This is a genomic window from Methanogenium cariaci JCM 10550 (genome assembly GCF_001315945.1).
Taxonomy (GTDB): Archaea; Halobacteriota; Methanomicrobia; order Methanomicrobiales; family Methanomicrobiaceae; genus Methanogenium; species Methanogenium cariaci.
Map to the genome: position 1 here is coordinate 113,730 of NZ_BBBG01000006.1, position 20,899 is coordinate 134,628.

Consider the following 20,899-nt stretch of genomic DNA (forward strand, 5'->3'; position numbering starts at 1 on the left):
AGAAGAATCATTCTGCCCGTTTTTATTTTCCGGAAAATTCCCTTCAACAACCATTAGTTAATATGGGGGGGGTGTCCCATTCATCAACCTTATGGGATGTTCCGGTTTTTGTGGAGAAATATAGCAGCATAGGGTTCCGGCAGGGTGAAGGGGGGGGCCTGGAAGGTACTACTCCTTTTTCAGAATCCGGTTCGGACTGTTTATTTTTGCAATTCAATTTGGGTTTGCGTTTGGCAATCATTTCGGTCTGAATTGCTTTGAGGATTCTTCCGGTTTTTTTGCATAGTGGGACACTCCTGACTGGAGATACTCGTGAAGGTAAGTGGGGGGGATGTAAATTTCTCTGTTTCCGGTGGTTGGCGGGATGGGGGGGTTTTTCCATGATCGGTGGATCACGAGATCTGCAGAATCCAGGATGTGCTCAAAATTTTGCGAGTATCGGGTGTCTAAATCGGTAGGGGGGGCAGGCTCCGTGGAGCACTTTTAATCATTCATTGTTGCACGAGGAGATTTTTTTGACAGAATGAAATTCAACCGGGTATCGCTTAGATATAGCATCATGCGGTTTATTAGTTCAAATATGTCATCGTGCCAGAACTGAAATCCCCCCCGAAATATTTGGCAATATCTGGAAAATTTGCCCTTGTTTATGTCCTGATTGGGATTTGTGTCCTCGTGGTTTTGGGGAAATGGCTCGCATGGTGTCAGGGCTGCTGGCATCTATGATTCTCCGGGGATTGCAAATGTACTCGATAGGGCAATTCCAAACCAAAATAGGCCCATTTCTCCTCGCTCATTCTCCGATCTTAAACTCCATGGGGGCCAATGTTCAGGGATTTGTTGGATGCCGCATCTTCTATTTCCGGAATTCTTTAATGATATCCCTGTTGGGTGCTCTCCGGGGATTTTCGGCGAGGTGCCTGGCAGAACGTCGGGCGCTATTGCAACATATGGTTCAACCGGGAGTTGTCCTCGAAATCGTTGCAGGCCGCCCCCCCTTGCCTGCGGAGTTTGGCTCAGATTGTATTTCTGCCGGGGGGGCGACGAATGTCCATATCAGCTGAGGGAGCGGAGGAATTTTAGCACAGGGAAGATTCGGGTCGCTCGTGTTCATCCGGGGGGGAATTTTCGGGAGAATATCATGTGATTTTTCTGGGGGGGAGTGGCACCCGATCTGCATTGGATGGCAAAGAATTTTTGGATTGCCGGGCGCAGCATATGTTCCGGACCTGCAGGGTGCTCGTCAGCATAGGGGGGGGTGTGGCATGAATCGTTCGAACCGGATTGCACGCTATTCCTATCGCGAATGGTCCGGGCTCTGCTGACATCGGGCAGGAATGGATCCCATGTCATTCGGCACGGATGCATGAACTGCAGAGTAAAACGTTTGAAAAGTCCATTGGAAAATATCTCGGAGATGGGGGGGGAGTTCTTTGAAAAATCTGTGCAAAGGGATGTGCCGGTGAAAATCATCTGATGTTTCAGTTGTCCCGACTCAAAGTTCTTTACAAAGGGGAGCTGGCATGGGATGTGGACATGTTGTCTTGGCAATATGATAGGGCTAAAATGTCTGTGGATGAATTGCTTCCTGTGGGTTGGTATATTCGGTGTGTTGTGGCCATCTCATTATCTCATTCTGCATTGTTGTGTGCTGTACCTCCCTGTTTTTTACGAGAATCCGGGCAGAAATAATTTTATGATTGCTATCGATTCTTTGGGGGGGTTCTCCCGCCTTTGTGTGGGCCATCGTATTGGTTCTGATGAGTGGGGGGGGTGTGGTCTGCCGGGCGCTATCTGTTGTGGCTGGCTCCATCGCCGGATTCGGAAAATGGGCTGCCACCCATTTGGGGGGGATATTCGTCAGGAAATATGGTGGGGGGGTGCTTATTTCGAGACATGTGGGCCGGGAATGTATTCTCACTTCGATGTGGCCACTGTCATGAAAAAATACCGTCGAAATCCAATTCTTGGTCATCAAAAGAATATTCGGTGAGGTGCAGAAGATATGAGCATATTTCTGTCCGGTCCGGGAGATGATTGTCCCATTGTGTCTCTCAAATTTTTCAAAGGGGATTTCTGTCGGCCATGTTGGGTGTTCAAAAAGAGAGGCGGGCCCAACACGGTCAATTATCTCATCGGGTTCGGGATAATGACTGTTTGATCATTTCATGCTGGGGGGGAGGTGATGATCAGTGATTGGGCTTTTTGTTTTGTGTAGTGAATGGGGGGGGACGTCCATTTTGTAATATTTCTGGTGGGGGGGGAAGTATTTTTGAAAACCGTCAAATCAGCCCCCCCTGTATTCTCGAGATTCAGAATGGTGTTGGACATCCTTTGTGGAAAAATGTGGCAACAGGGAGGCGCCACGCGGCCATTTCCTGGTCCGTCAGATCCGAAATGTGAGGCATCTCGTCATCTGGTCATCTGGTGTGCCTGTTTCCATGCATCCGTTCTGTAGGAAAAATTACTTTTTTCCGATTTTCCCGTTTCTGTTTCACTCGGACTTTCTCTTCCGGGGTGAAGTATTTTGGTACGGTGATCATTTGGAATATGTGGATCTCCTGTAGATCATGAGGGGGGTGATCCGGGGGTGAGATCAGGATCATTGCTGTTTGGTCGATTCGCATATGTTACTAATTGTGACTTGTGTGGGGGGTGCCTGTTTTTCTGCATCTTTGGTGCTTTTTCTGTCTCTTTGAATGGATATGGCGTCTGTCCGTGTGGGTCAAAAGAGGGATGGAATGTCTCGTGTGAAGGGAGTCGTTACTTTTTGTTACCGGCAATATGGGGGGGGTAATTTTTCCGTATTTTCCCTGATATTTTGGGACGATAGTTCAGGAAATCTGGATCAAAATGTCCCGATTTTTTGCTCGTGGAGTGGTTAAAAATATCTGATTTTTTGCCCATATTTTCAGGTACATATTTTGCGTGAAATGAAGATTCTGCGCAAAAAGCATATAAATGGTTAAATTAAAAAAATATCTATGCAGGGCGATTATTTTTCAGAGTGGATTCCGCGGTTTTTACACCACCTCAGAATGAGGAATTATTCGCCGGGTACGATAGCAAGTTATGGGCGAGTGATCCGAAAGTTCGGATATTATCTTTGGATCTGCCGCACCAAGGGTGCGGGAAAACTTGAGGCACACTGGCAGGACCTGGCCACTGGTTGCTCGATACGACAGTGGATACGACGCGATTATCGTTGATGATTATCTGGCTTTTTTGATGTCGTTGCGTGACTATAAGGCCACCACGCTGCACCGGATCATCTCATCACTTTCATCATTTTATCGCTACCTGTACGCCCAGGGCATTGTTGAATCCAATCCTCTTCCGGCAGTGGACCGACCTCGAATTAAAGAAAAAGAACTCAAATATCTCAAGCATAATCAGATGATGCGACTACTGGAGTCAATCCCTGATGATGCCTCTCGTGACAGGCTGATTATTCGGCTGATATATGCTACCGGCGTCCGGGTTTCTGAACTGTGTGGCATAACGCTCTCTGATATTGATTTTGATGATTACACTATCCGTGTGTTGGGAAAGGGAGGGAAAGTACGGATCGTCTTTGTTGACGATGAGACGCTTGAAGAGATTCAAACATTTGTTGGGAAGAGAATCGACGGCCCCCTGTTTGTGGGGGGGCAGATGGGGGGGCATGCGATTTCGCCCCGTACGGTCCAGCATCTTTTCAGGAAATGGGCACCCAAAGGGATCACCCCTCATAAAATTCGCCACTCGTATGCTTCTGAATTATATCGGAGATCGAAAAACCTGAGGGTGGTGCAGGAGAATCTGGGCCATTCCTCTATCCAGACCACCGAGATATATCTGCATACGGATGTTGATGAGCGAAGGGATGTGTATCAAAAATATTTCCCTCTTTCGCGGCACGACTGAGTGCGTGAAAGGACATCCATCTCAGGGGGGGCATTTCCCTCTCCGGTGTGGGTGACAAAACCAAATGTGGGTGAAGAATTGGTCAACGAATTGGCCATATCTCATGCGCCAATATGCTCCTTTCTCAGTATAGGGAGATCTGTGCTCACTCCTGGCTCCTTCTCATTCATCTCTTTTGTGCCGTCCTCTCTGTGAGGTACGCTCCGACGAGGCCTGGCTCTTAATCGTCCGTTCACTCATGCATACTTGGGTCAATTATCTGAATTGTATCCCTGCCGGGGAAGAATTGCTTTCAATAGCAGGCATTGATTCCCCCCCTGATTTTTCCTCGTTCTGGTGCGGGTCACGATTTTATTTTTGGCGGACGGGAATGCTGAACGGGCAGCCCCCCCGTGTTCTTCTGGATGCCTTAGAGGCCGATGCAGTGGATGATATAAGTCTAAAACATGCTTCCGGGCATGCCTCTTTTGATGGGCTGGTTGACGTGTGTTTATGGGCGGTTAGTATGATATTGGGTGATTCCGTTGCCTGGTCGGGGGGGGAGTGATGAGCAATATTTGTAAGATGATGGAGTTTCCATCTTTGTTCCGAGAAATACTGGCAAGGAGGTATTCCAAATCTGAGAGTGAGTGTTTTTTGTCATGAAATTTTTGTCATGAAATAACGGATGGTGAAATGGCAATCCCGGCACTCGGGAGGTGCTTCTAGGAGATCTTGGAGCATGCAGATTTGTCCCTGTCGGATGATCCGGTGCTGATCTGGAGGTATCTCTGTTAATCTGATGATGATCGTTTCCGTCAGTCCTGTTCGTCGTTAACTCATGGGGAGATTCGACAGGACTGCTTTTATTGTGGTATCGTATGTTTGGAATTCCCCCCCGTCTAATCTCCAATAAACCATATGATGCTATATGTTTGTGAGTTCCCTCTGGTGATCAATAATTGTGCAATTTACCTGGAGAATCATATCCATTTCATCCGAGGCCAGAATTTCAGAATCGGATCTTTTGTGCATCTTGGATATTATCTTTTTCAGAATTCTGATGATGGGCAAATATTCTGATCACCAAGCAACAGGGGCATTTCTATCTCCGGTGTTCATCCGCTGTTTTGAGTGCATCACTAACGGAGGCGATGGGTTTGGGAGGTTGGTGCAATGCAACGAGTACAGAATATCTGCACAAAATACCCAACTCACCGGGATGATCTGAACAAAGGAACACGCAGCAGAATCAGCACTGACGAAAAACATTGTTGATGTGATCAGGAATCAGTATCGGATGGATCAACACAGGAGATACCTGTCCATTTCAGCAGCAGGCAATGGGGGGGCAGGGCACCATACGCTGTTCGGAAAAATCTGACGGACCAATTGCCCGCCGCATTGGGGACTTGCAATGAGTCGAGACCCGAATATGCCAATTGATATACTGAGAGTGTGACTGTAACCTTTGGTCTGAAAATTCAGGATGCTCCCGGATTTCGTTGGGGAAGCAATCACAAGAGATGTGTGGCACTGAGATATAAGATGAAAACTCATTCCCTCTTGAAGGCCATGCAGACTGGATGATGGTGGCCTGATGGAATCAAAAAACGCTAAAACACATGATGGGATGGACAGATTGATGATACTTCATCTATATGGGGCCTTTACATTGTGTGTGCAGTGCATCAGGTTGCATGCTACAGATCTTGAGACATTCGTATGGTATTGTGCAGGAAGAGGGGGAGACGTGTCGACAATGTGCACGTAATTGGACACGAGAGGTATATCTCATCCCTAGGAGTTCCATTCCCACCGGGAGGGATTTTCCTCATAAGAACCATAGGAGAGTCACATGGCCGGGAAAAAACAATGAACCCTCTTTGTATCAGATTGAGGAATGTGATAGATACCAAATTATTTTTCCGGCGGACAAATTTTCCACAGATAGGGGGGGGAGAGCCCCCCCGTAATGATCAAAAAATATGGAAGGATCATACTGAGTTTTAATTCAATTGCAGTAAACACAAAAAAGGTAAAATTAGATTGAAAGGGAGAATGTGCAATCCTCTCGGGCATTCAGCCATACGCCATCTCCGGGGGTTAATGGTATCAACGCGATCATACCTTCGTGTTGTCGTATTATATCTGAATGCTGAATCTGGCACCAGGCGCCATCCGGAACGACTATTGCATCTGCAATGGCGACCGGTTTACTCAGTGAACCAACCATGTTCCAGCCGGTGTCCAGAGGCACTGTATATGAACCCATGGCTACTCCGGTAGCAACGATATTTCCTGGCAGATATGTTGCAATCCAGTATCCCTTTCCGGGGGGGACGATTTCATCCAGAGGAACTTCATCGTAATTTTCCGCTGTTAGATTATAGACATACAGCTTATCCCCTGCAATTTCATCTGGATACACCACAGTGCCGTTAATCACATTGACTGATATCAGGTTCCACCCGGGGGGGCGATCCCTTCCTCATGGGTTGTGATATCGGTGATATTAACACTGAGCTGGTCGAGTGCCAGTGTGTCATACTCTGCATCCGTACCGAGCGCATACAGCGTGTAATTTCCAGGTACTAAGTCATCCAGTTGTTCGGAGGGGGGGATGACGATGCTGTTCCCATTTCTCTCCACATCGGAGATACCGTATCCCGGTGTAATTGCAAGCGATTTATCCGTTGCATAGGGAGGGAAATCCGGTTCACTGGTCAGTTTTATTGCATAGGTGTAGGCACCGTCAGGGTCCGGACCAAAGCTGCGGATACCGTCTTCAAGGATCTGCGGCATTGCAGGTGACGATGGGATCAGGTTCTGCCAGCTTGTCTTGGCTCCCTCAAGGAGATTTGAGGTGTTGACGTGGACGATTGCATCATACGCTTCGTCGGTATTCACCAGCACATATGAGATGTTTGTGATCGATGCGGTGTTGTCAAAGGTGACAGTTACGTCTTCACTGACATTCTGGGTGAACGTTGGTGCTGCGGCTGAACCGTTCCAAAGGATTTTGCGGTCACCGTCCATGATGGTGACCGGCAGGCCTCCATAGACATAGAATGTCTCATTTTCCGGGAAGTAGGCAAGTGCTGAAACTGCGTATTTTCCATCGGTTACCGGTCGGGGTATGGCAACTGATCCGGCCCGGGCGGTTGTGTAATCAGTGAGGTTTACCACATTGTTCACATTTGTCAGGGTGTCTCCGAGATTGGCAGGATCATAGTATGGGCCAGCACCGGTTGAATTAATCTTTACGACTCCTTCATTGACCGGGCCTCCCGGCGGGTCAACCCGGTAGATGGCACCTTCATACTCACTTCCGGTTGCACCGGCAAAGAAGTACATCGCTTCCTGCAGGCGGAAACAGTCCCCCCCCATGTGGTGAAATCTTCCTTTGCTGCGCTGTTGTTATACTTGCCCAGCCCGATGACTCCCTCCTTTCCGGGAATTTTGGCTGCAAATGCAGGGACATAAAGCTCGGTAAAGACATTTGTCGCATACGCCTCGCCGATGGTCACCGTGGACGATGCTTCAGCAATGGTGATGGTCGCTCCTCCAATCGTCCCCCCCTGCGTGTTGGTAAATTCCCGCGTCACATCATCCACAAACGGGGGATGTGATGGTCTTCACTTCGCTTCCGCCTGAAGTTGTCTGAAGGACGAACATTTCAGTCTGATCAAGCTGCATCAGATCATTCACCTTCAGATACTGGAAACTGGTATTGAGATACGTGTAGTTTGTATCCAGCTCCACCTCAACAAAGGCTGCTGCCGCCGGGCTTCCGGCAACCAATGCCAGTAACAGGCATATCATAATTGTTAGCTGTACTTTTACTTTCATATGCGTCCTCCTAACACTCTATAAATAGATAATTCTTATGGTGGCGTGTGATGCTATATACTTTTATGTTTTTATTGTGAATTATATCAAATGACTCTAAGAAATGCTGTTATTGTTCTATTTCTTTTATCCGGGATATTCATTTCCTGTACTGCTACGGTAGGGGGGGCAGTGTCGGTTGGGATTTCTCCGGATCAGGTAGGAGAAGGCGATCAGATTACGATATCTGTTCAGGACCTTCCTGACGCTTCATCGTTCTCCCTTCTGATAGAGGGCTACTACGATGTGGGTAGCGCGTCTCCGTTTTCGTTTGAGGTTGCCAACCTGAACATGCCATTCTCTCTCTCCAGCGGAAGAATCATTGCATATGCTGAAAAATCCGAATTTCTCCGGGTGAACTATCAGGAGGAGTCCGGCGGCGTTATCAAGACACTCTCAATTATATCCGATGCAAGTGGTTCCTGTACCATTGATGAAAGTGCGTCAATTTCATCCGGGGGGGTCTATAATAAACTCTGGCTTGAAGGGCTAACAATGGATGAAGCAACCGTGAAAAGTCGTCTGAACCTTGTCGGCACCAAGGCCGGGCCCGAGGACTCATCCATTACCTTTAATGTAAAAGGAATTGATGCGGGAACACTCAGTATCGTTGTGAATATTGACGGTGGAACCTACGTGATGAGCAAAGATATCACACTGGGATCCGGTTCATCCCATACGCCGGAACCCACACCTGTGGTTCCTACCTCTACTTCTACGCCAATCCCCCCCAATCATCCGGATCTTCTGATAATGATGAATCTGAGATTCCGACAACAGCACCGACACCAACCCAGACAGTAGTTCCTGGTGATTCTTCAATATCATCCATTGGTAACGATGTGACCTTTTCTCCGGCTGAAGCGAGCACCGCCATGCTGATGCTGGCATCGGCCACTGATGTCCCCGATGACTGGAAAAAAGCAGGGGGGGATGCATATTCACTGATATTTACCGGGGGGGGATATGCAGGCAATTCCGGAACGATGGTGTTTACGATCCCATCAACACTGAAAAACACCGGTGATCTCCACTCATTCTTTATTGGACGGTATATCGGGGGAAGCTGGACCATCATGCCCAGTGAAGTTATTGGAGGTAGTCAGGTGCGGGCCTCCGTGCCGGGACAGGTACCTACGCACTGATGTATTATTCGGATAATATGGAAAACACGCCCCCCCGGACACTGGTCCCGACACAGGGAACGATATCCCCCCCCGCATCAACGACGTCAACTACAACTCCAGAACCTGCCGCAACACAGACTCCGCTGCCTATGGTAGGACTTATCGCAGGTATCGGAATGGCAGCAATCTGTATGCGGCGCATCTGAATATTTTTCTCTTTTTTGGATATTTATGGCAAAATCTTTGACAATAGAAGATCTCTATACGGCCTTTGGAACAGGCATCTGGTTTCGTGATCTCACGGGGATTCTGCTCTGGTTAGGCATTGCAGTTCTGACAATATATGTGCCGTATCTGAATGAAAGCCCACTGAGGATTATCTTTGCCCTTCCGGTAGTGCTCTTTATTCCCGGATATGCACTCATCGCAGCGCTTTTCCCCCCCGGAAAAGAAGAGATTGATACTCTTGAACGAGTTGCTCTCTCATTTGGATTATCCATAGCGGTGGTACCGCTGATTGGACTTGCACTGAATTACACCCCCCCTGGGGGATACGGCTGGACCCGATTGTTCTCTCCCTGTCCATCTTCACGGTGATGATGGTGCTGGTTGCCCATTACCGACGTGCCCTGCTTGCCCCCCCAGATGAGCGGTTTGTCCTGCCGGTACGGGAATGGTATGCTGAGGCAAAGACCGAACTCTTCTCTGAAGACCAGAGTACACTCGACCGTGCCCTCTCCTATATCCTCATCGTTGCCATCCTCGCTGCCGTTATCACCACCGTATTTGTGATCGTTGTGCCAAAGGAGGGTGAGCATTTCACGGAGTTTTATATTCTGGGAGAAGAAGAAATGGCAGCCGATTATCCCGACCGGTTTCCCGCAGGCACCCCCCCCAGTTTGTGATCATCGGAGTTGGAAACCATGAATACACAGCTGTGAACTATATCATTGAGACCTGGGCGATGAACCAGACCTGGATTGCTGAAGAAAACCGATCAGAAATCTATTCAATGGATCTTTTAGACCAGATCCCTGTGGCAGTGATGCACAATGAGACAGCTGAAATTCCCTACAACTTTACCGTAACCGATGTCGGAGCAAACCGGATTCAGTTCCTGCTCTTCATGGATGCGGTGCCTGACGATTCGGTGTCAGGTGCTGAACGGGTCAATGCGTCGTACCGGGACCTTCATCTCTGGGTGGATGTGCGTCCTCCCTACGACCAAACGTAAGTATCATCTCATTTTTTTCCGGTGAAGGAGCAATCCCTTCAACTCTCCACACCTCCCCCCCTGTCCCTGCCGCAAGGATGCATCCTGCCAAGCTGCAGGGGGGGCAGGGGGGCAATCTCACCGATCTTCAGAGACTCGGACCGAACCTGTTCGCACGCCGCGGTAAACCTGAACCCTGAGAATCGGACAACGATGCTCTCTCCTTCTTCGGTCACCTCCACCTCTTCTGCTACGTGTATCAGATCCCGTTCGGTTTCTGAAATGGCTGTGCAGATGTCCGAAATCTCGTGGGGGGGTATCTGGAGTTCACCGGAATGACAAAGTTTTTCCATTATTGGCATGCCGGAAGGCACCGAAAAGATTCCTCCCGTTTCCGGTTCAGGCACAATGACGGTGGAATCCGGTTTTGGCATGCTTTGAGTATTGCCCGTTGGATTGAACTGACGTACGATGTCCCCCCCGTCCGGAATGAAATGAGCAGGGCCTGAAGCCCCCCCAAGTTCTGCCACAACCTGAGCGTAGCTGATCATAAGACCGGTTGAAAAGAGTGACGCCACATCTGCCGGAATCCCTTCCTCGGGCCGGGTGACCATCAGAAATACTGCGCCAAAAAAACAGGCGCATGATGCCACCACCAGTGTTGCGGCAGGTAAGTCTGTTCTTCCGGTGACAAACACCGGAACAATCAGAAACAGTGCGATTACCATTAGAAGTATCGGCGACTGATATTCTTTGGAAATGATGTTATTCATCTGAATTACTCCTCATAGCCCGTGATATCGCTTCTTCCCGGGCATACCCGGAAATGACAAGGACGGTGCAGAGAATGGCGAGCCCCGCAAGCCACCATCCGGTATGGTACATCTGCTGTGCTGCGGTAGCCAGAATGGCAAGCGTGATGGTGGTTGCAATAAGCAGTTTTATTCGGGTATTCCCGGCAACCGCAGCAAAAAGACTGACTTCGCAGACGACAGCCGCGATATAGGATCCTGTGCAGCCCCCGTACACCAGCAGCTGACCGGCGGCCAGCACATACAGGTTGATGTTCTCTTTTTTCCCTAGGGTGATCAGCGCAACCAGAACCACACATCCCGGTATAATTATCTCGCCGGTTCCCCCCCCAAAGGCGAGGGATATGATAGCACCGAGAATTGCGATGCAGATACATCCGGTTCTCCACTGAATGGCCATCATGGTATCACCTCAAGTGAGTCCACATGAAAGAACTCTGCAACGGTTCCGATATCTTTTTTGAATGACTCTTTAGGGAGGAATATCTTCACTTGGCGATGCATTGCATACGCAGCGGTTGCCATAGCCCAGACATGGCTGAGATCCCCCCCGTCCCGGTGTATAACATTGAATCTCAGTATCGTGGGATGATGCCAGTGCGCGATACATTGTCTCCTCAAATCCGATCGGGCCTGTTGACCTGCTGAATGTCTCAACAGCGGCCTGTGCCGCGGAGGTGAACGGCATCCGTTCCCCCCCTGCCGCCCGCATCCGTATTGCAAGCATTACCGGGGAATATGCCCGATAGAGGGAGTGCATGCGCTTTGTCGGGGTGAGTATCCCGGAGAGTTCATGGAGTATGTCAGCACCCGGACCGATATCCCTCATTGCTACTATCTCGCACCCTGCCAGAACAACGATCCGGGAAGACTCACGCCGCTCCTGTATCTCTGCAATTCTTTGGATGACCACTTTTCGTACACCGGAAAAGATCTCTTCAGTATGAACTGTCATATCATCAGGAAGATCAACCACCAGTGTTGCCGTTCCTCCTTCAACACCCGCATATTCACGCACATATGTTGTCCCGTATTTGGCTGTCATCTTCCAGTCAATGTCCCTGATATTATCCCCCCCTGCCGATATTCCCGGAACGAACGGACACCACTGCTTTTCATGGCTGTCCTACGCATGGTCTCCTTGTCGCTGTATCCCCCCCCGAACCCTCGTACCCCCCCCGCCCTTTTTCCGGAAAGGCAAAGAGATTCGGACTCTGCAGAGAGGAATGATGAACGGAAACCCTGATCGTAAAGAAGGCATCCGAACAGCGGAGGATGACACCGCCGGGATGAATGGTGCCATGGGCGAGAAGCCGAAAGGAATACTGCAGGGTGCAGGTCCCATTCTCATCAGAGATGATACTCTTCGTTTCCCCGATAATATCTGTGGCAGAATCCGGAAGCATATCCTCTGCTTCCAGACAATATCCGGGCAGAACCTGACTGCGGAGCGTCGTTGTCATGTGCACCCGGGTACCTGAACGGGAAAAACGCTCTTTTGTCTCTCTCTCTCCTGTCAGGTGTTCTGCAGCTGTTCGGGCAGCAGAGATGCTGTGATGCAGGGAAAAGAGAACAAACAGCCATACGGCACCTCCTGCAAAGAAGAATGGCGGCTCATCGAAGATCCATGCAGATACCAGCAATGCTCCGCCAAGGAGCATTACTGCCCTGCAGAGACGGGTTGGCTGCACGTCTCAGGGCACCTCGACAGAATCAAGGATTTGTTGGATGACGGCTGTAGTGTTCGTTCCGCTGATCTCTGCCTCACGTCTGAGAATAATCCTGTGCTGAAGTGCCTGCAGGGTTATTGCCTTTACATCATCAGGGATAACATAGTCTCTGTTCTCCAGTGCCGCCTTTGCCCTGCTCCCCCCCGAATAAGAGCAATCGACCCGCGGCTGCTTGAACCCAGTGAAATATCCGCATGTTCACGCGTTGCTATGATGATATCCCGTATATACGAGAGAATCTCTTCTCCGACATGGATCCGTTTGACATATTTCACATCGTTGAGAATTCCTTCCCGGGTAAACAGCGGCGACATGGCTTTTGCAAATGTCTTCCAGTTGAGCATCCCATCCCGTTCACGCCGGATAATCTCAAATTCATCTTCACCGGAGAGATGGGTCGCATTGATGGAGAACATAAACCGATCTTTCTGTGCCTCGATGAGAGGGAACGTTCCTTCAAATTCCATGGGGTTCTGGGTTGCAATGGTGAAAAAGGGATAGGGAAGGGGATATTCGGTTCCATCAATGGTTGCCTGTGCCTCCGAGAGCGCTTCGATGAATGCACTCTGTGTTTTGGGCGGTAGACGGTTTATCTCATCAACAAGGAGGATATTCGTAAAAATCGGCCCCCCCTTCTTCAGTTCAAACATCTTCTTGTCAGCGTTCCAGAACTGTATCCCAATAATATCTGCCGGCTGACTGTCAAACGAGGACTGAAACCGGTGGAATTCACAGCCTAAAAGGATTGCAGAGGTCTTTGCAAGTGTTGTCTTGGCCGTGCCGGGCACCCCCCCCTCTATCAGGATGTGACCTTCCGAGAGAATGGCAATGACTATCATTTCAATGAGTTCATCATTTCCGACAACCAACTGCCTGATTTCATCCCGCATCTGAAAATATCTATTTGAGATCTGGGTAACTGATTCAGTATTATTATATTGTGTCATTCATTTCCTCAGGTATGCTGTTATAGTATTCTCCGTGCATACGCGACGCAGATAATGCCGGTAATTAGCACTAATACTAATATTTTAATAATGTTTGTGCTTTTTGCACCGGTAACGGCCTGCAGGGCACCATCTGTCTCAAATGGTTGTGAAAAGATGGTGTCATAGGAGGTATCCATACCGGCAGCAAGGTTCGTCCGAAATTGGGTATTATCCCGTTCCGATACTGTGGAATCCATACTGTTAATGAGAACCCCACTATCTGAAAGAATAATAATTTCTCCGGATTCAAGAACCTCGCGGGCCATCACCGATTCTTTGCCGAACGTCTCCATGCCATCCGCTCTTCCGTTGTTATTCCTGTCAATCCATGAGATAATGGAGGTCTGAAGCAGTACCTCACCCCCCCCGGTCAGTGTTGCCGGCTGGTTCAGGGCAATACTCTCCACACCCTTGAGCACTCTATGGTCCTGTGCCCGGTAGGCAATGACCATACGCGGGTCTGCGTATTCCCTGTCAATGCTTGACAGTATGGATTCATGAATCCTGATGGAACTCCCTACGGCCTCCGGGATACTGTTTGCCGATTCATTTTTAGCAATTAGAATAAGTGTTCCCCCCCCGTTTCTTACAAATTGTCTGAGTGTATCTTTTTCTTCTTCAGGCAGATGGTGTGGTTCAACCATAATATGCGTATTCGGAGGTGCTGAACGGAGAGTGGCAGAGGAGGCAACGGGTGTGCTGCCGGTTCTCTCAAGCTGGTCATAGAACGTGGCGGTGCCGTTCCATCCGTTGTTGTAGCGGGACAGTTCGGCATCGGTTGAGGAGAGATAGCCGAGTATCACAATGCCTGCAAGTATCAGAGCTGCAACGACCAGTATGTTTCCTGTGGTCTGTTTCATGCAGCACCCATGCAAAGGATGGCCTCATCCCATGCCACGAGAAGTTCATCTCCTTTCTGTTGGTATTTACCGTAGACCATTGCTTCGTAGATGGTTACAAACACGTATGCCTGTCCCCGGCATCTGTCATCCAGCCTGTCTGCCTGTTCCCGCATCGTCTCAGACGGTCTGCACCTCTGTCCGGTATGGAACACGATGGCGGCAGTAAGGCCTTCTCCCAGTATACGGGAGGCATCAGCATTTGAGAGTGTTGTTCTCTGTGACATATATCTGCTGCGGAAATCCCGTATTGCAGTGGCTTCTGACGGACTGTTTGCCCGTATCTCTTCTGCATTTTCAGACAGAGGAACTGGGGGGGAAGGATATTCTTCTGGTGTATCCGGTTCATCTGTCTCTTCAGGGGGGGATGGGGGGGTTTCTTCTCTGGTATTATGTCTGCGGCGGAGTATCAGGTATCCGGCACCTGCTGCAACGATTGCGAACAGGAACAGATAGAGGATAAGATCATTTTGGCCGACTGAGACGACATATTCCCCCGCTTCTGCACTCATTCACCGGAAAACTTGGGTCTGAGAAGACGGACTGAATCGTGTAATCCCCCGGATTTACCTCGGTTTCATATGAATATGTCCCTGAACTGTCGGTATATACCGTCGTCTGTGTCTCGTTATCCGTACCTCTGAGGTAGAGGGTTATCGGTGCATCGGAGACATCCCTACATTCCGTTGTCAGCCTGCCTGAAGAGAAAAGGGTGCTGCCCATTACCGAGACATTGAGTGTCAGCACGCCTGCAGTACTGTTAACGGAGATAGGTATGATCGGGGGGGAGAATACCTTGCCGGCCCGTGTGTAAGCAAGGTGTGTGCCTGCATACATCTGGCGAATCGTAAACGGGATATCATACTCCCCGGTAGTGTTACAGGCTGAAACCGCGAATTCCCTGCTGTCGATGTAGAGGGTGACCGGTTCTCCCGTAGGAATGTCTCCGGTATGCGAATACATGCCTGTTGCATGCATCTCATCGCCGTATATCCCCCCCGGAGGATGTGTGACAAGGGTCAGCTCTTCCCTGAATACGATCTGTGTCTGTGCGGCCGTCTCCGATGCCCGGCCGACCCGTTCTTCCTGAACGCCAGTGATCTCGCTGACATGGTCTGCAAAGTGATCGACCGAAGATTCCATTGGTGCAGGGTCCACCTCAATCGTTCTCCCGGTCTTTGCCATTGCAGCCGTGTTATTTTGGTACTGTGCAAATTCCTGTGTGATCTTTTCCCGCAGTGCCTCCCCCCCTTCATATGCGATGGAATACATCATCGCGGGATTGTCTTCGTTCTGATACTGGATTTCAAGACGGTTCAGTTCATCGAATGCGACCGAATCGTTGATCAGCTCTTCAAGGTTCCTGAGATTATCCGCATTGTTCTTCCTGAATTCACCGATTTCAGACTCACTCATATCCAGATTGATAACGAGCCGGTCAAACTGCGATGCCGCCCTGCGGTACTCGGCAAGGTCCTCCTGTGCATCCTCAAAATTTTTCAGGCGCACATTCAGAACAATGGTCCCGGATGAGCCCAAAAAGTCCTGCATCAGCGGCTGAAGGTCAGCGGTCTTCTCCTGTGAAATCTGTTTCAGGGCGATTGGGTTCTTAAAAAATTCCGGCCCCTTCCACATTTTCAATCGCATATATCTCAGGTTCTGCGGTGTATGGCATCAGCAAAACGGCAAAGAGGATGGCCAGTCCGATGAAGATGACGGGAGCGATATACCTCTTCATGAACCGATAATCTCCATGATCTTCTGCAGCACAATAATCCCGAAGATGATTACGCCTCCAGCGGCCAGATATTTTGCATAACGGATCATCCTTGGTTCAATGAACGGGGGGGTCAGTCAGTTCAATGATGACGAGCACCCCCCCAATCAGCCATAATACAAAAAATATTTCGAGGTTTACTACCTGGGCGAGTGTCATGAACCCAAGGATGATGAGCATCCAGAGAAAGATGGCAAGCAGAGAATACCCTCGAGTTGTAATGCCCATTTATTAGAATTTCTCTTCTTTGAGACTAATAAGAATACCGACTGTTTCCGGCCTGCGCAACAAAGGAATAAAATACTTGGGAAACATAATGGAAATCAGGTGTTATATTATGAAACAAATACTGACAGTTCTTGCCATATTCTGTTTCTTCTCAGTCATGGCGGCTCCGGCATCAGCGTTTACTGCTGAATCTCTTTCCATTGATGTGTCAGAGAACGGGGGGGATTCGACGGTTACATTTTCGTATACTCTTGGCTTGGCAGAGCGGGTCGCGGTCTTCTTTAAGGTTGCAGATCCTGCCGCTGAATTAAAGAGTGCTCTGGAGAGCAATTCCGGAAAAGAGGTCTCGGTAAGTGAAGTAACGACGAATTCTGCTGCATTTAATGTCACAGGATATGCACATGTGGATATAGGTGACGGTGAGACGACCTACACCACACCGGCGCTATCCTTTACCCGTGCCAGTGAAATCCTTTCAGGTTACTGGTTTGCCCCGCTGATCACTGTGGATTTGTCCCCCGCAGAGACGACGGTTACCTTCCCCCCCGACGGGTTCGAAGAGTCCTTCAATGACAGCATTGAGATCCCGAAGATCAGTCATACCGTATCCCTGTCATAATCTTTTTTTTGCTCCTGTATGTTCATGTAATAAGACTCATATCGCCAAAGGTAGACTCCTATACTGAGTCGTGATGAGTAAAGGACCAACACCTGCAATGAAGCAGTTTTATGAGATGAAATCACGGTATCCCGACTGTGTTCTCTTTTTTCAGATGGGAGACTTCTACGAAACGTTTGGGGGGGAGGATGCCGAACTGATATCACGGGAACTTGACATCACCCTGACCTCCCGTGGCAAGGACCAGAATGGAGAGCGTATGCCTCTTGCCGGTGTCCCGATTCATGCAGGAGAGGCTTATATTGCCCGTATGGTGAAGAAAGGCTACCGCGTGGCCGTCTGTGATCAGGTTGAAGACCCAAAAAAAGCAAAGGGCGTTGTGAAACGCGATGTCGTGCGTGTCATTACTCCGGGGGGGACTGTGATTGACTCTTCGATGGTTCCTTCTGAAGGGCAGGCCTATCTGATGGCAGTCGTCCCGGATGTGAAACAAACCGTCTTTGGTCTGGCATTTCTGGACATCACCACAGGTGAGTTCTTTGTCACCACATGCAGGGCGGATGACGGAGGCAATGGTCTTCTCTCTGCAATAGACCGTACCGGCCCGCGGGAATGTCTCCTGCCCCCCCAGTCGTTGTCTCCCCCCCGGCTGCAGCCTATTTTCGAGGGACGGGGGATAGCGATCACCCCCCCTGCGGCACAGAATACTTTGACCATACAGAGGCACTGTCCCGGTTAACGGGGGCAGTTTGGCGTATCAACCCTGAAAGGATTTGGCTGTAGTGATATGGATGAAGCAGTGGCTGCAGCCGGTGCCTGTCTGCGGTATGCAACAGATACCCAGAAATGTGATCTGGGGGGGCATATCAGTTCACTGCAGACCCGTTTGCCGGAGCGGGGGGGCATGCTGCTTGACGCAATCACGATGCGCAATCTTGAACTGACCCGCAATATTCGTGACGGCGGGACAAAACATACCCTTCTTTCGGTGCTTGACCGGACAAAGACTGCCATGGGCGGTCGCCTTCTGCGCACGTTCATCACCAGTCCCCCTTACTGATAAAGAAGAGATAATGGCACGTCTGGATGCTGTCGATTACTGTCTGAATGAACCCCCTTCAGCGGGAAATTCTCAGGGGGGCCACCTGCATCGGTTTGCAGATATTGAGCGCATTGCCGGCAGAATTGCCTATGGTAATGTGGGTCCCCGGGACCTTCTGACCCTTTGTGATTCGCTGGAGCGGTTACCTGAGATCCGGGATGTGCTCTCTGCAGATGACAGCATGACTCCTCGGCTTCTCTCGGAAATCCAGACCGGCATCAGGGATCACACCGATCAGGTCTCCCTGATCAGTGCTGCAATTGTTGATGATCCTCCGGTGCTGGCACGAACGGGTGGAATAATACGGGAAGGGTTCAGTAGTGAACTGGACGAAATACAGAATATCAGCCGGAGCGGCAAAGACTGGATTGCCTCATTCCAGCAGCAGGAACGCGACCGCACAGGTATAAAATCACTGAAGATCGGGTATAACAGAGTATTCGGATATTATATCGAGGTGACAAAGGCAAATCTCTCTCTTGTGCCACCAGAGTATCTCAGAAAGCAGACCCTGAGTAATGGCGAACGGTTTACTCTCCCGGAGCTGCAGGAGATGGAGCAGAAGATTGCACATGCACAAGAACGTCAGAGTGCCCTTGAAGAAGAACTCTATGCAGATGTCATCATCCGTCTGAAAGAGGCGGTTTCTTTCATACAGACAACCGCACAGGCGATTGCCCGTCTTGACCTCTTCTCCGCCCTTGCGGATGCTGCTGCTGAAAACGGATATGCCCGTCCGGTTATTGAAGATTCCGGCCGCCTTCTGATTACCGATGGCCGTCATCCGGTGGTAGAAGAGAGTATGTCATCAGTTGGATTTGTCCCGAATGACGCTGAGCTTGATACGGGCATGGATCAGATCGCCATCATCACCGGTGCCAATATGGCAGGAAAATCGACTTATATGCGGGAAGTTGCCCTCATCTGTATTATGGCACAGATGGGGGGGAGTTTTGTGCCTGCTGACCGGGCCGTTGTCGGCATCGTTGATCGTGTTTTTACCCGCGTCGGGGGGGCATTTGATGATCTTGCAAGCGGTCAGTCGACATTTATGGTTGAGATGGTGGAGCTGGCCAATATTCTCAATAATGTGAGTGAACACAGTCTCGTGATTCTTGACGAAATTGGCAGGGGGTACATCAACCCTTGACGGGTATTCGATTGCACGTGCGGTTATTGAGTTCCTGCACGGGACCGGAAAACGAGGGCCGCGGACCCTGTTTGCAACCCATTTCCATGAAATTGTAGAGATTGAAGCAGACCTGAAACGGGTGAAAAACTGCCATTTTGCCGTTAAAGAGACCGGTAGCGACGTGGTTTTTCTGAGGAAACTGATACCGGGTGCAACAGACAGAAGTTATGGAATTCATGTGGCACGCCTTGCGGGTATTCCCGGAAAGGTGCTCCGGAGGGCGGGACAGGTGCTTGAACAGGAACGACTCCGGACTCCGGTATCTGAAGGGAGGCATGCTCCGCGGTATACCCAGATGCTTCTGATGGATGCCCCCCCTGGTGTTGGTTGTGCCACGGAAAGCCCGGCTCTTATTGAACTAAAAAACCTGGATCTGGATTCACTCACGCCACGTGAGGCACTGGTACAGCTCTATGAACTCCAGAAGAAGGTGTAGCAGGATTTGTGATGATGCCTGAAAAGAGAGATGCAGGAGTTATCCGCCTGTTAGACGATGAGACTGTGAACACGATTGCTGCCGGTGAAGTGATCGAACGGCCCGCATCCGTAGTGAAAGAACTGGTGGAGAATGCGGTGGATGCCGGTGCTGATATGATAAAAGTGGATATTAACGTCGGCACACAGCATGTCAGCTCGGTTCAGGTGTCCGATACCGGGTGTGGTATGCAGGCGTCTGATGCACGGATGTCTTTTGTCCGCCATGCAACCAGTAAGATTCAGGGTCCGAACGATCTCTCCCGCATTCATACGATGGGTTTCCGGGGGGGCGAGGCACTGGCAAGTATTGCTGCCGTATCGCGGGTAACTCTGACAACAAGAACAAAGGTCAATGATGCGGGCACAGAAATGATCGTTGAAGGTGGGGGGGAGATACTCTCTGTTTCAGAGGTGTCCGCACCGCAGGGCACAACAATACGGGTTGACAATATTTTTTATAACACACCCGCCCGCCGGAAGTTTCTCAAGTCCAAGGAGACGGAACTGCTTCATATCTATCGTGCGGTTGAAGCAGAAGCCTTTGCACATCCGGAATCTGCATTTCGTTTGAGAGTAAACGGGAAAGAGAAACTCAGAACCCAGCGCACGACAACGATGGTGCAGACCATTGCACAGGTGTTTGGAGCGGATATATCCCGAAAGATCATTCCCCCCCTTAGTGCAGGCACCCCCCCGGTGATGAGGGTGGATGGCGCCATTGTACGCCCAGAGGCCTGTCGCCCAAATGCCGGGGGGGAGATACATCTCTGTGTGAATGGGCGTCCCGTCACATCACCCCCCCAGATTGTCCGGGCAATTCGTGCGGGGGGGTATGGCACCCTCATCCCCAAAGGTCGGTTTCCTATGGCGTATCTGAGTATCAAAATCGACACATCGCTCGTAGATGTGAACGTTCACCCTGCAAAACGGGAAATTCGATCCTGAGCCGGGAAGCAAA

General features: G+C 49.9%; 23 protein-coding genes and 2 pseudogenes. 11 read left to right on the forward strand and 14 right to left on the reverse strand.

Annotated features, from left to right (window positions below):
- Positions 1-1,736: 1,736 nt before the first annotated feature.
- Positions 1,737-1,943, forward strand: coding sequence for a hypothetical protein (locus JCM10550_RS18525; RefSeq protein WP_157200045.1), 207 nt, complete (start codon positions 1,737-1,739; stop codon positions 1,941-1,943).
- Positions 1,944-2,984: 1,041 nt separating this feature from the next.
- Positions 2,985-3,906: pseudogene (locus JCM10550_RS07400) on the forward strand (tyrosine-type recombinase/integrase).
- A gap of 2,023 nt (positions 3,907-5,929) precedes the next feature.
- On the opposite strand, the gene JCM10550_RS07405 reads toward JCM10550_RS07400, so the two are convergent.
- From JCM10550_RS07405 to JCM10550_RS07415, 3 genes are all read right to left on the reverse strand, one after another.
- Positions 5,930-6,334 (reverse strand): hypothetical protein, encoded by a 405-nt coding sequence (locus JCM10550_RS07405; RefSeq protein WP_062398144.1) that lies wholly within the window; start codon positions 6,332-6,334, stop codon positions 5,930-5,932.
- A gap of 11 nt (positions 6,335-6,345) precedes the next feature.
- Entirely contained in the window at positions 6,346-7,275 is a 930-nt protein-coding gene (locus JCM10550_RS07410) for a hypothetical protein (RefSeq protein ID WP_062398146.1), read from the reverse strand.
- A 219-nt stretch (positions 7,276-7,494) separates the two neighbouring features.
- On the reverse strand, positions 7,495-7,737 hold the full coding sequence (locus JCM10550_RS07415) for a hypothetical protein (RefSeq protein ID WP_157200048.1): 243 nt from the start codon (positions 7,735-7,737) through the stop codon (positions 7,495-7,497).
- 171 nt (positions 7,738-7,908) lie between these two features.
- On the opposite strand from JCM10550_RS07415, the gene JCM10550_RS07420 reads away from it, so the two are divergent.
- The 6 genes from JCM10550_RS07420 to JCM10550_RS24710 are packed head-to-tail and all read left to right on the forward strand — an operon-like array spanning position 7,909 to position 10,137.
- On the forward strand, positions 7,909-8,580 hold the full coding sequence (locus tag JCM10550_RS07420) for a hypothetical protein (RefSeq protein WP_062398150.1): 672 nt from the start codon (positions 7,909-7,911) through the stop codon (positions 8,578-8,580).
- Positions 8,581-8,618: 38 nt separating this feature from the next.
- Complete coding sequence (locus JCM10550_RS07425) at positions 8,619-8,921, forward strand: hypothetical protein (RefSeq protein ID WP_062398152.1); 303 nt, start codon at positions 8,619-8,621, stop codon at positions 8,919-8,921.
- Between the two features lie 17 nt (positions 8,922-8,938).
- Positions 8,939-9,109, forward strand: a complete 171-nt coding sequence (locus JCM10550_RS07430; protein WP_157200049.1) for a hypothetical protein — start codon at positions 8,939-8,941, stop codon at positions 9,107-9,109.
- A 37-nt stretch (positions 9,110-9,146) separates the two neighbouring features.
- Positions 9,147-9,500, forward strand: a complete 354-nt coding sequence (locus JCM10550_RS24700; RefSeq protein ID WP_281175310.1) for a DUF1616 domain-containing protein — start codon at positions 9,147-9,149, stop codon at positions 9,498-9,500.
- The gene (locus JCM10550_RS24705; protein ID WP_281175311.1) at positions 9,500-9,808 is read left to right on the forward strand and encodes a DUF1616 domain-containing protein; all 309 of its coding nucleotides are present in this window, start codon (positions 9,500-9,502) and stop codon (positions 9,806-9,808) included. Before JCM10550_RS24700 ends, JCM10550_RS24705 begins: the two co-directional genes overlap by 1 nt.
- Positions 9,805-10,137, forward strand: coding sequence for a DUF1616 domain-containing protein (locus JCM10550_RS24710; RefSeq protein WP_281175312.1), 333 nt, complete (start codon positions 9,805-9,807; stop codon positions 10,135-10,137). The genes JCM10550_RS24705 and JCM10550_RS24710 overlap by 4 nt, the downstream gene beginning before the upstream one ends.
- Before the next feature lie 38 nt (positions 10,138-10,175).
- Here the strand turns inward: JCM10550_RS24710 and JCM10550_RS07440 are convergent, their stop codons facing one another.
- The 11 genes from JCM10550_RS07440 to JCM10550_RS18535 all read right to left on the reverse strand — a co-directional run bounded on the left by JCM10550_RS07440 (position 10,176) and on the right by JCM10550_RS18535 (position 16,551).
- Complete coding sequence (locus tag JCM10550_RS07440) at positions 10,176-10,889, reverse strand: hypothetical protein (RefSeq protein WP_062398157.1); 714 nt, start codon at positions 10,887-10,889, stop codon at positions 10,176-10,178.
- The gene (locus tag JCM10550_RS07445; protein WP_062398159.1) at positions 10,882-11,331 is read right to left on the reverse strand and encodes a hypothetical protein; all 450 of its coding nucleotides are present in this window, start codon (positions 11,329-11,331) and stop codon (positions 10,882-10,884) included. The genes JCM10550_RS07440 and JCM10550_RS07445 overlap by 8 nt, the downstream gene beginning before the upstream one ends.
- A 69-nt stretch (positions 11,332-11,400) precedes the next feature.
- Entirely contained in the window at positions 11,401-11,994 is a 594-nt protein-coding gene (locus JCM10550_RS07450; RefSeq protein ID WP_281175319.1) for a DUF58 domain-containing protein, read from the reverse strand.
- Positions 11,995-12,043: 49 nt separating this feature from the next.
- Positions 12,044-12,589: a hypothetical protein gene (locus JCM10550_RS07455; protein WP_062398163.1), complete on the reverse strand. Its 546-nt coding sequence runs from the start codon at positions 12,587-12,589 to the stop codon at positions 12,044-12,046.
- A 33-nt stretch (positions 12,590-12,622) separates the two neighbouring features.
- Positions 12,623-12,736, reverse strand: coding sequence for a hypothetical protein (locus JCM10550_RS22470; protein ID WP_245618857.1), 114 nt, complete (start codon positions 12,734-12,736; stop codon positions 12,623-12,625).
- Positions 12,737-12,741: 5 nt separating this feature from the next.
- Positions 12,742-13,548, reverse strand: a complete 807-nt coding sequence (locus JCM10550_RS07460; RefSeq protein ID WP_245618845.1) for a MoxR family ATPase — start codon at positions 13,546-13,548, stop codon at positions 12,742-12,744.
- Between the two features lie 77 nt (positions 13,549-13,625).
- Positions 13,626-14,507 (reverse strand): DUF4350 domain-containing protein, encoded by an 882-nt coding sequence (locus JCM10550_RS07465; RefSeq protein WP_062398165.1) that lies wholly within the window; start codon positions 14,505-14,507, stop codon positions 13,626-13,628.
- On the reverse strand, positions 14,504-15,058 hold the full coding sequence (locus JCM10550_RS07470) for a hypothetical protein (protein ID WP_062398167.1): 555 nt from the start codon (positions 15,056-15,058) through the stop codon (positions 14,504-14,506). The genes JCM10550_RS07465 and JCM10550_RS07470 overlap by 4 nt, the downstream gene beginning before the upstream one ends.
- Entirely contained in the window at positions 15,012-16,181 is a 1,170-nt protein-coding gene (locus JCM10550_RS07475) for a carboxypeptidase-like regulatory domain-containing protein (protein WP_062398169.1), read from the reverse strand. Before JCM10550_RS07475 ends, JCM10550_RS07470 begins: the two co-directional genes overlap by 47 nt.
- Positions 16,156-16,284, reverse strand: a complete 129-nt coding sequence (locus tag JCM10550_RS24715) for a hypothetical protein (RefSeq protein WP_281175313.1) — start codon at positions 16,282-16,284, stop codon at positions 16,156-16,158. Before JCM10550_RS24715 ends, JCM10550_RS07475 begins: the two co-directional genes overlap by 26 nt.
- A gap of 96 nt (positions 16,285-16,380) precedes the next feature.
- Complete coding sequence (locus JCM10550_RS18535; protein WP_157200050.1) at positions 16,381-16,551, reverse strand: hypothetical protein; 171 nt, start codon at positions 16,549-16,551, stop codon at positions 16,381-16,383.
- A gap of 109 nt (positions 16,552-16,660) precedes the next feature.
- On the opposite strand from JCM10550_RS18535, the gene JCM10550_RS07480 reads away from it, so the two are divergent.
- The 3 genes and pseudogenes from JCM10550_RS07480 (at position 16,661) to mutL (ending at position 20,886) form a co-directional block, all read left to right on the forward strand.
- Positions 16,661-17,170 carry a hypothetical protein gene (locus tag JCM10550_RS07480; RefSeq protein ID WP_062398171.1) on the forward strand — a complete coding sequence of 170 codons (510 nt, stop codon included), beginning with the start codon at positions 16,661-16,663 and terminating at the stop codon, positions 17,168-17,170.
- Between the two features lie 73 nt (positions 17,171-17,243).
- Positions 17,244-19,900: pseudogene (gene mutS / locus JCM10550_RS07485) on the forward strand (DNA mismatch repair protein MutS).
- 11 nt (positions 19,901-19,911) lie between these two features.
- Complete coding sequence (gene mutL / locus JCM10550_RS07490; protein WP_062398173.1) at positions 19,912-20,886, forward strand: DNA mismatch repair endonuclease MutL; 975 nt, start codon at positions 19,912-19,914, stop codon at positions 20,884-20,886.
- Positions 20,887-20,899: the final 13 nt, after the last annotated feature.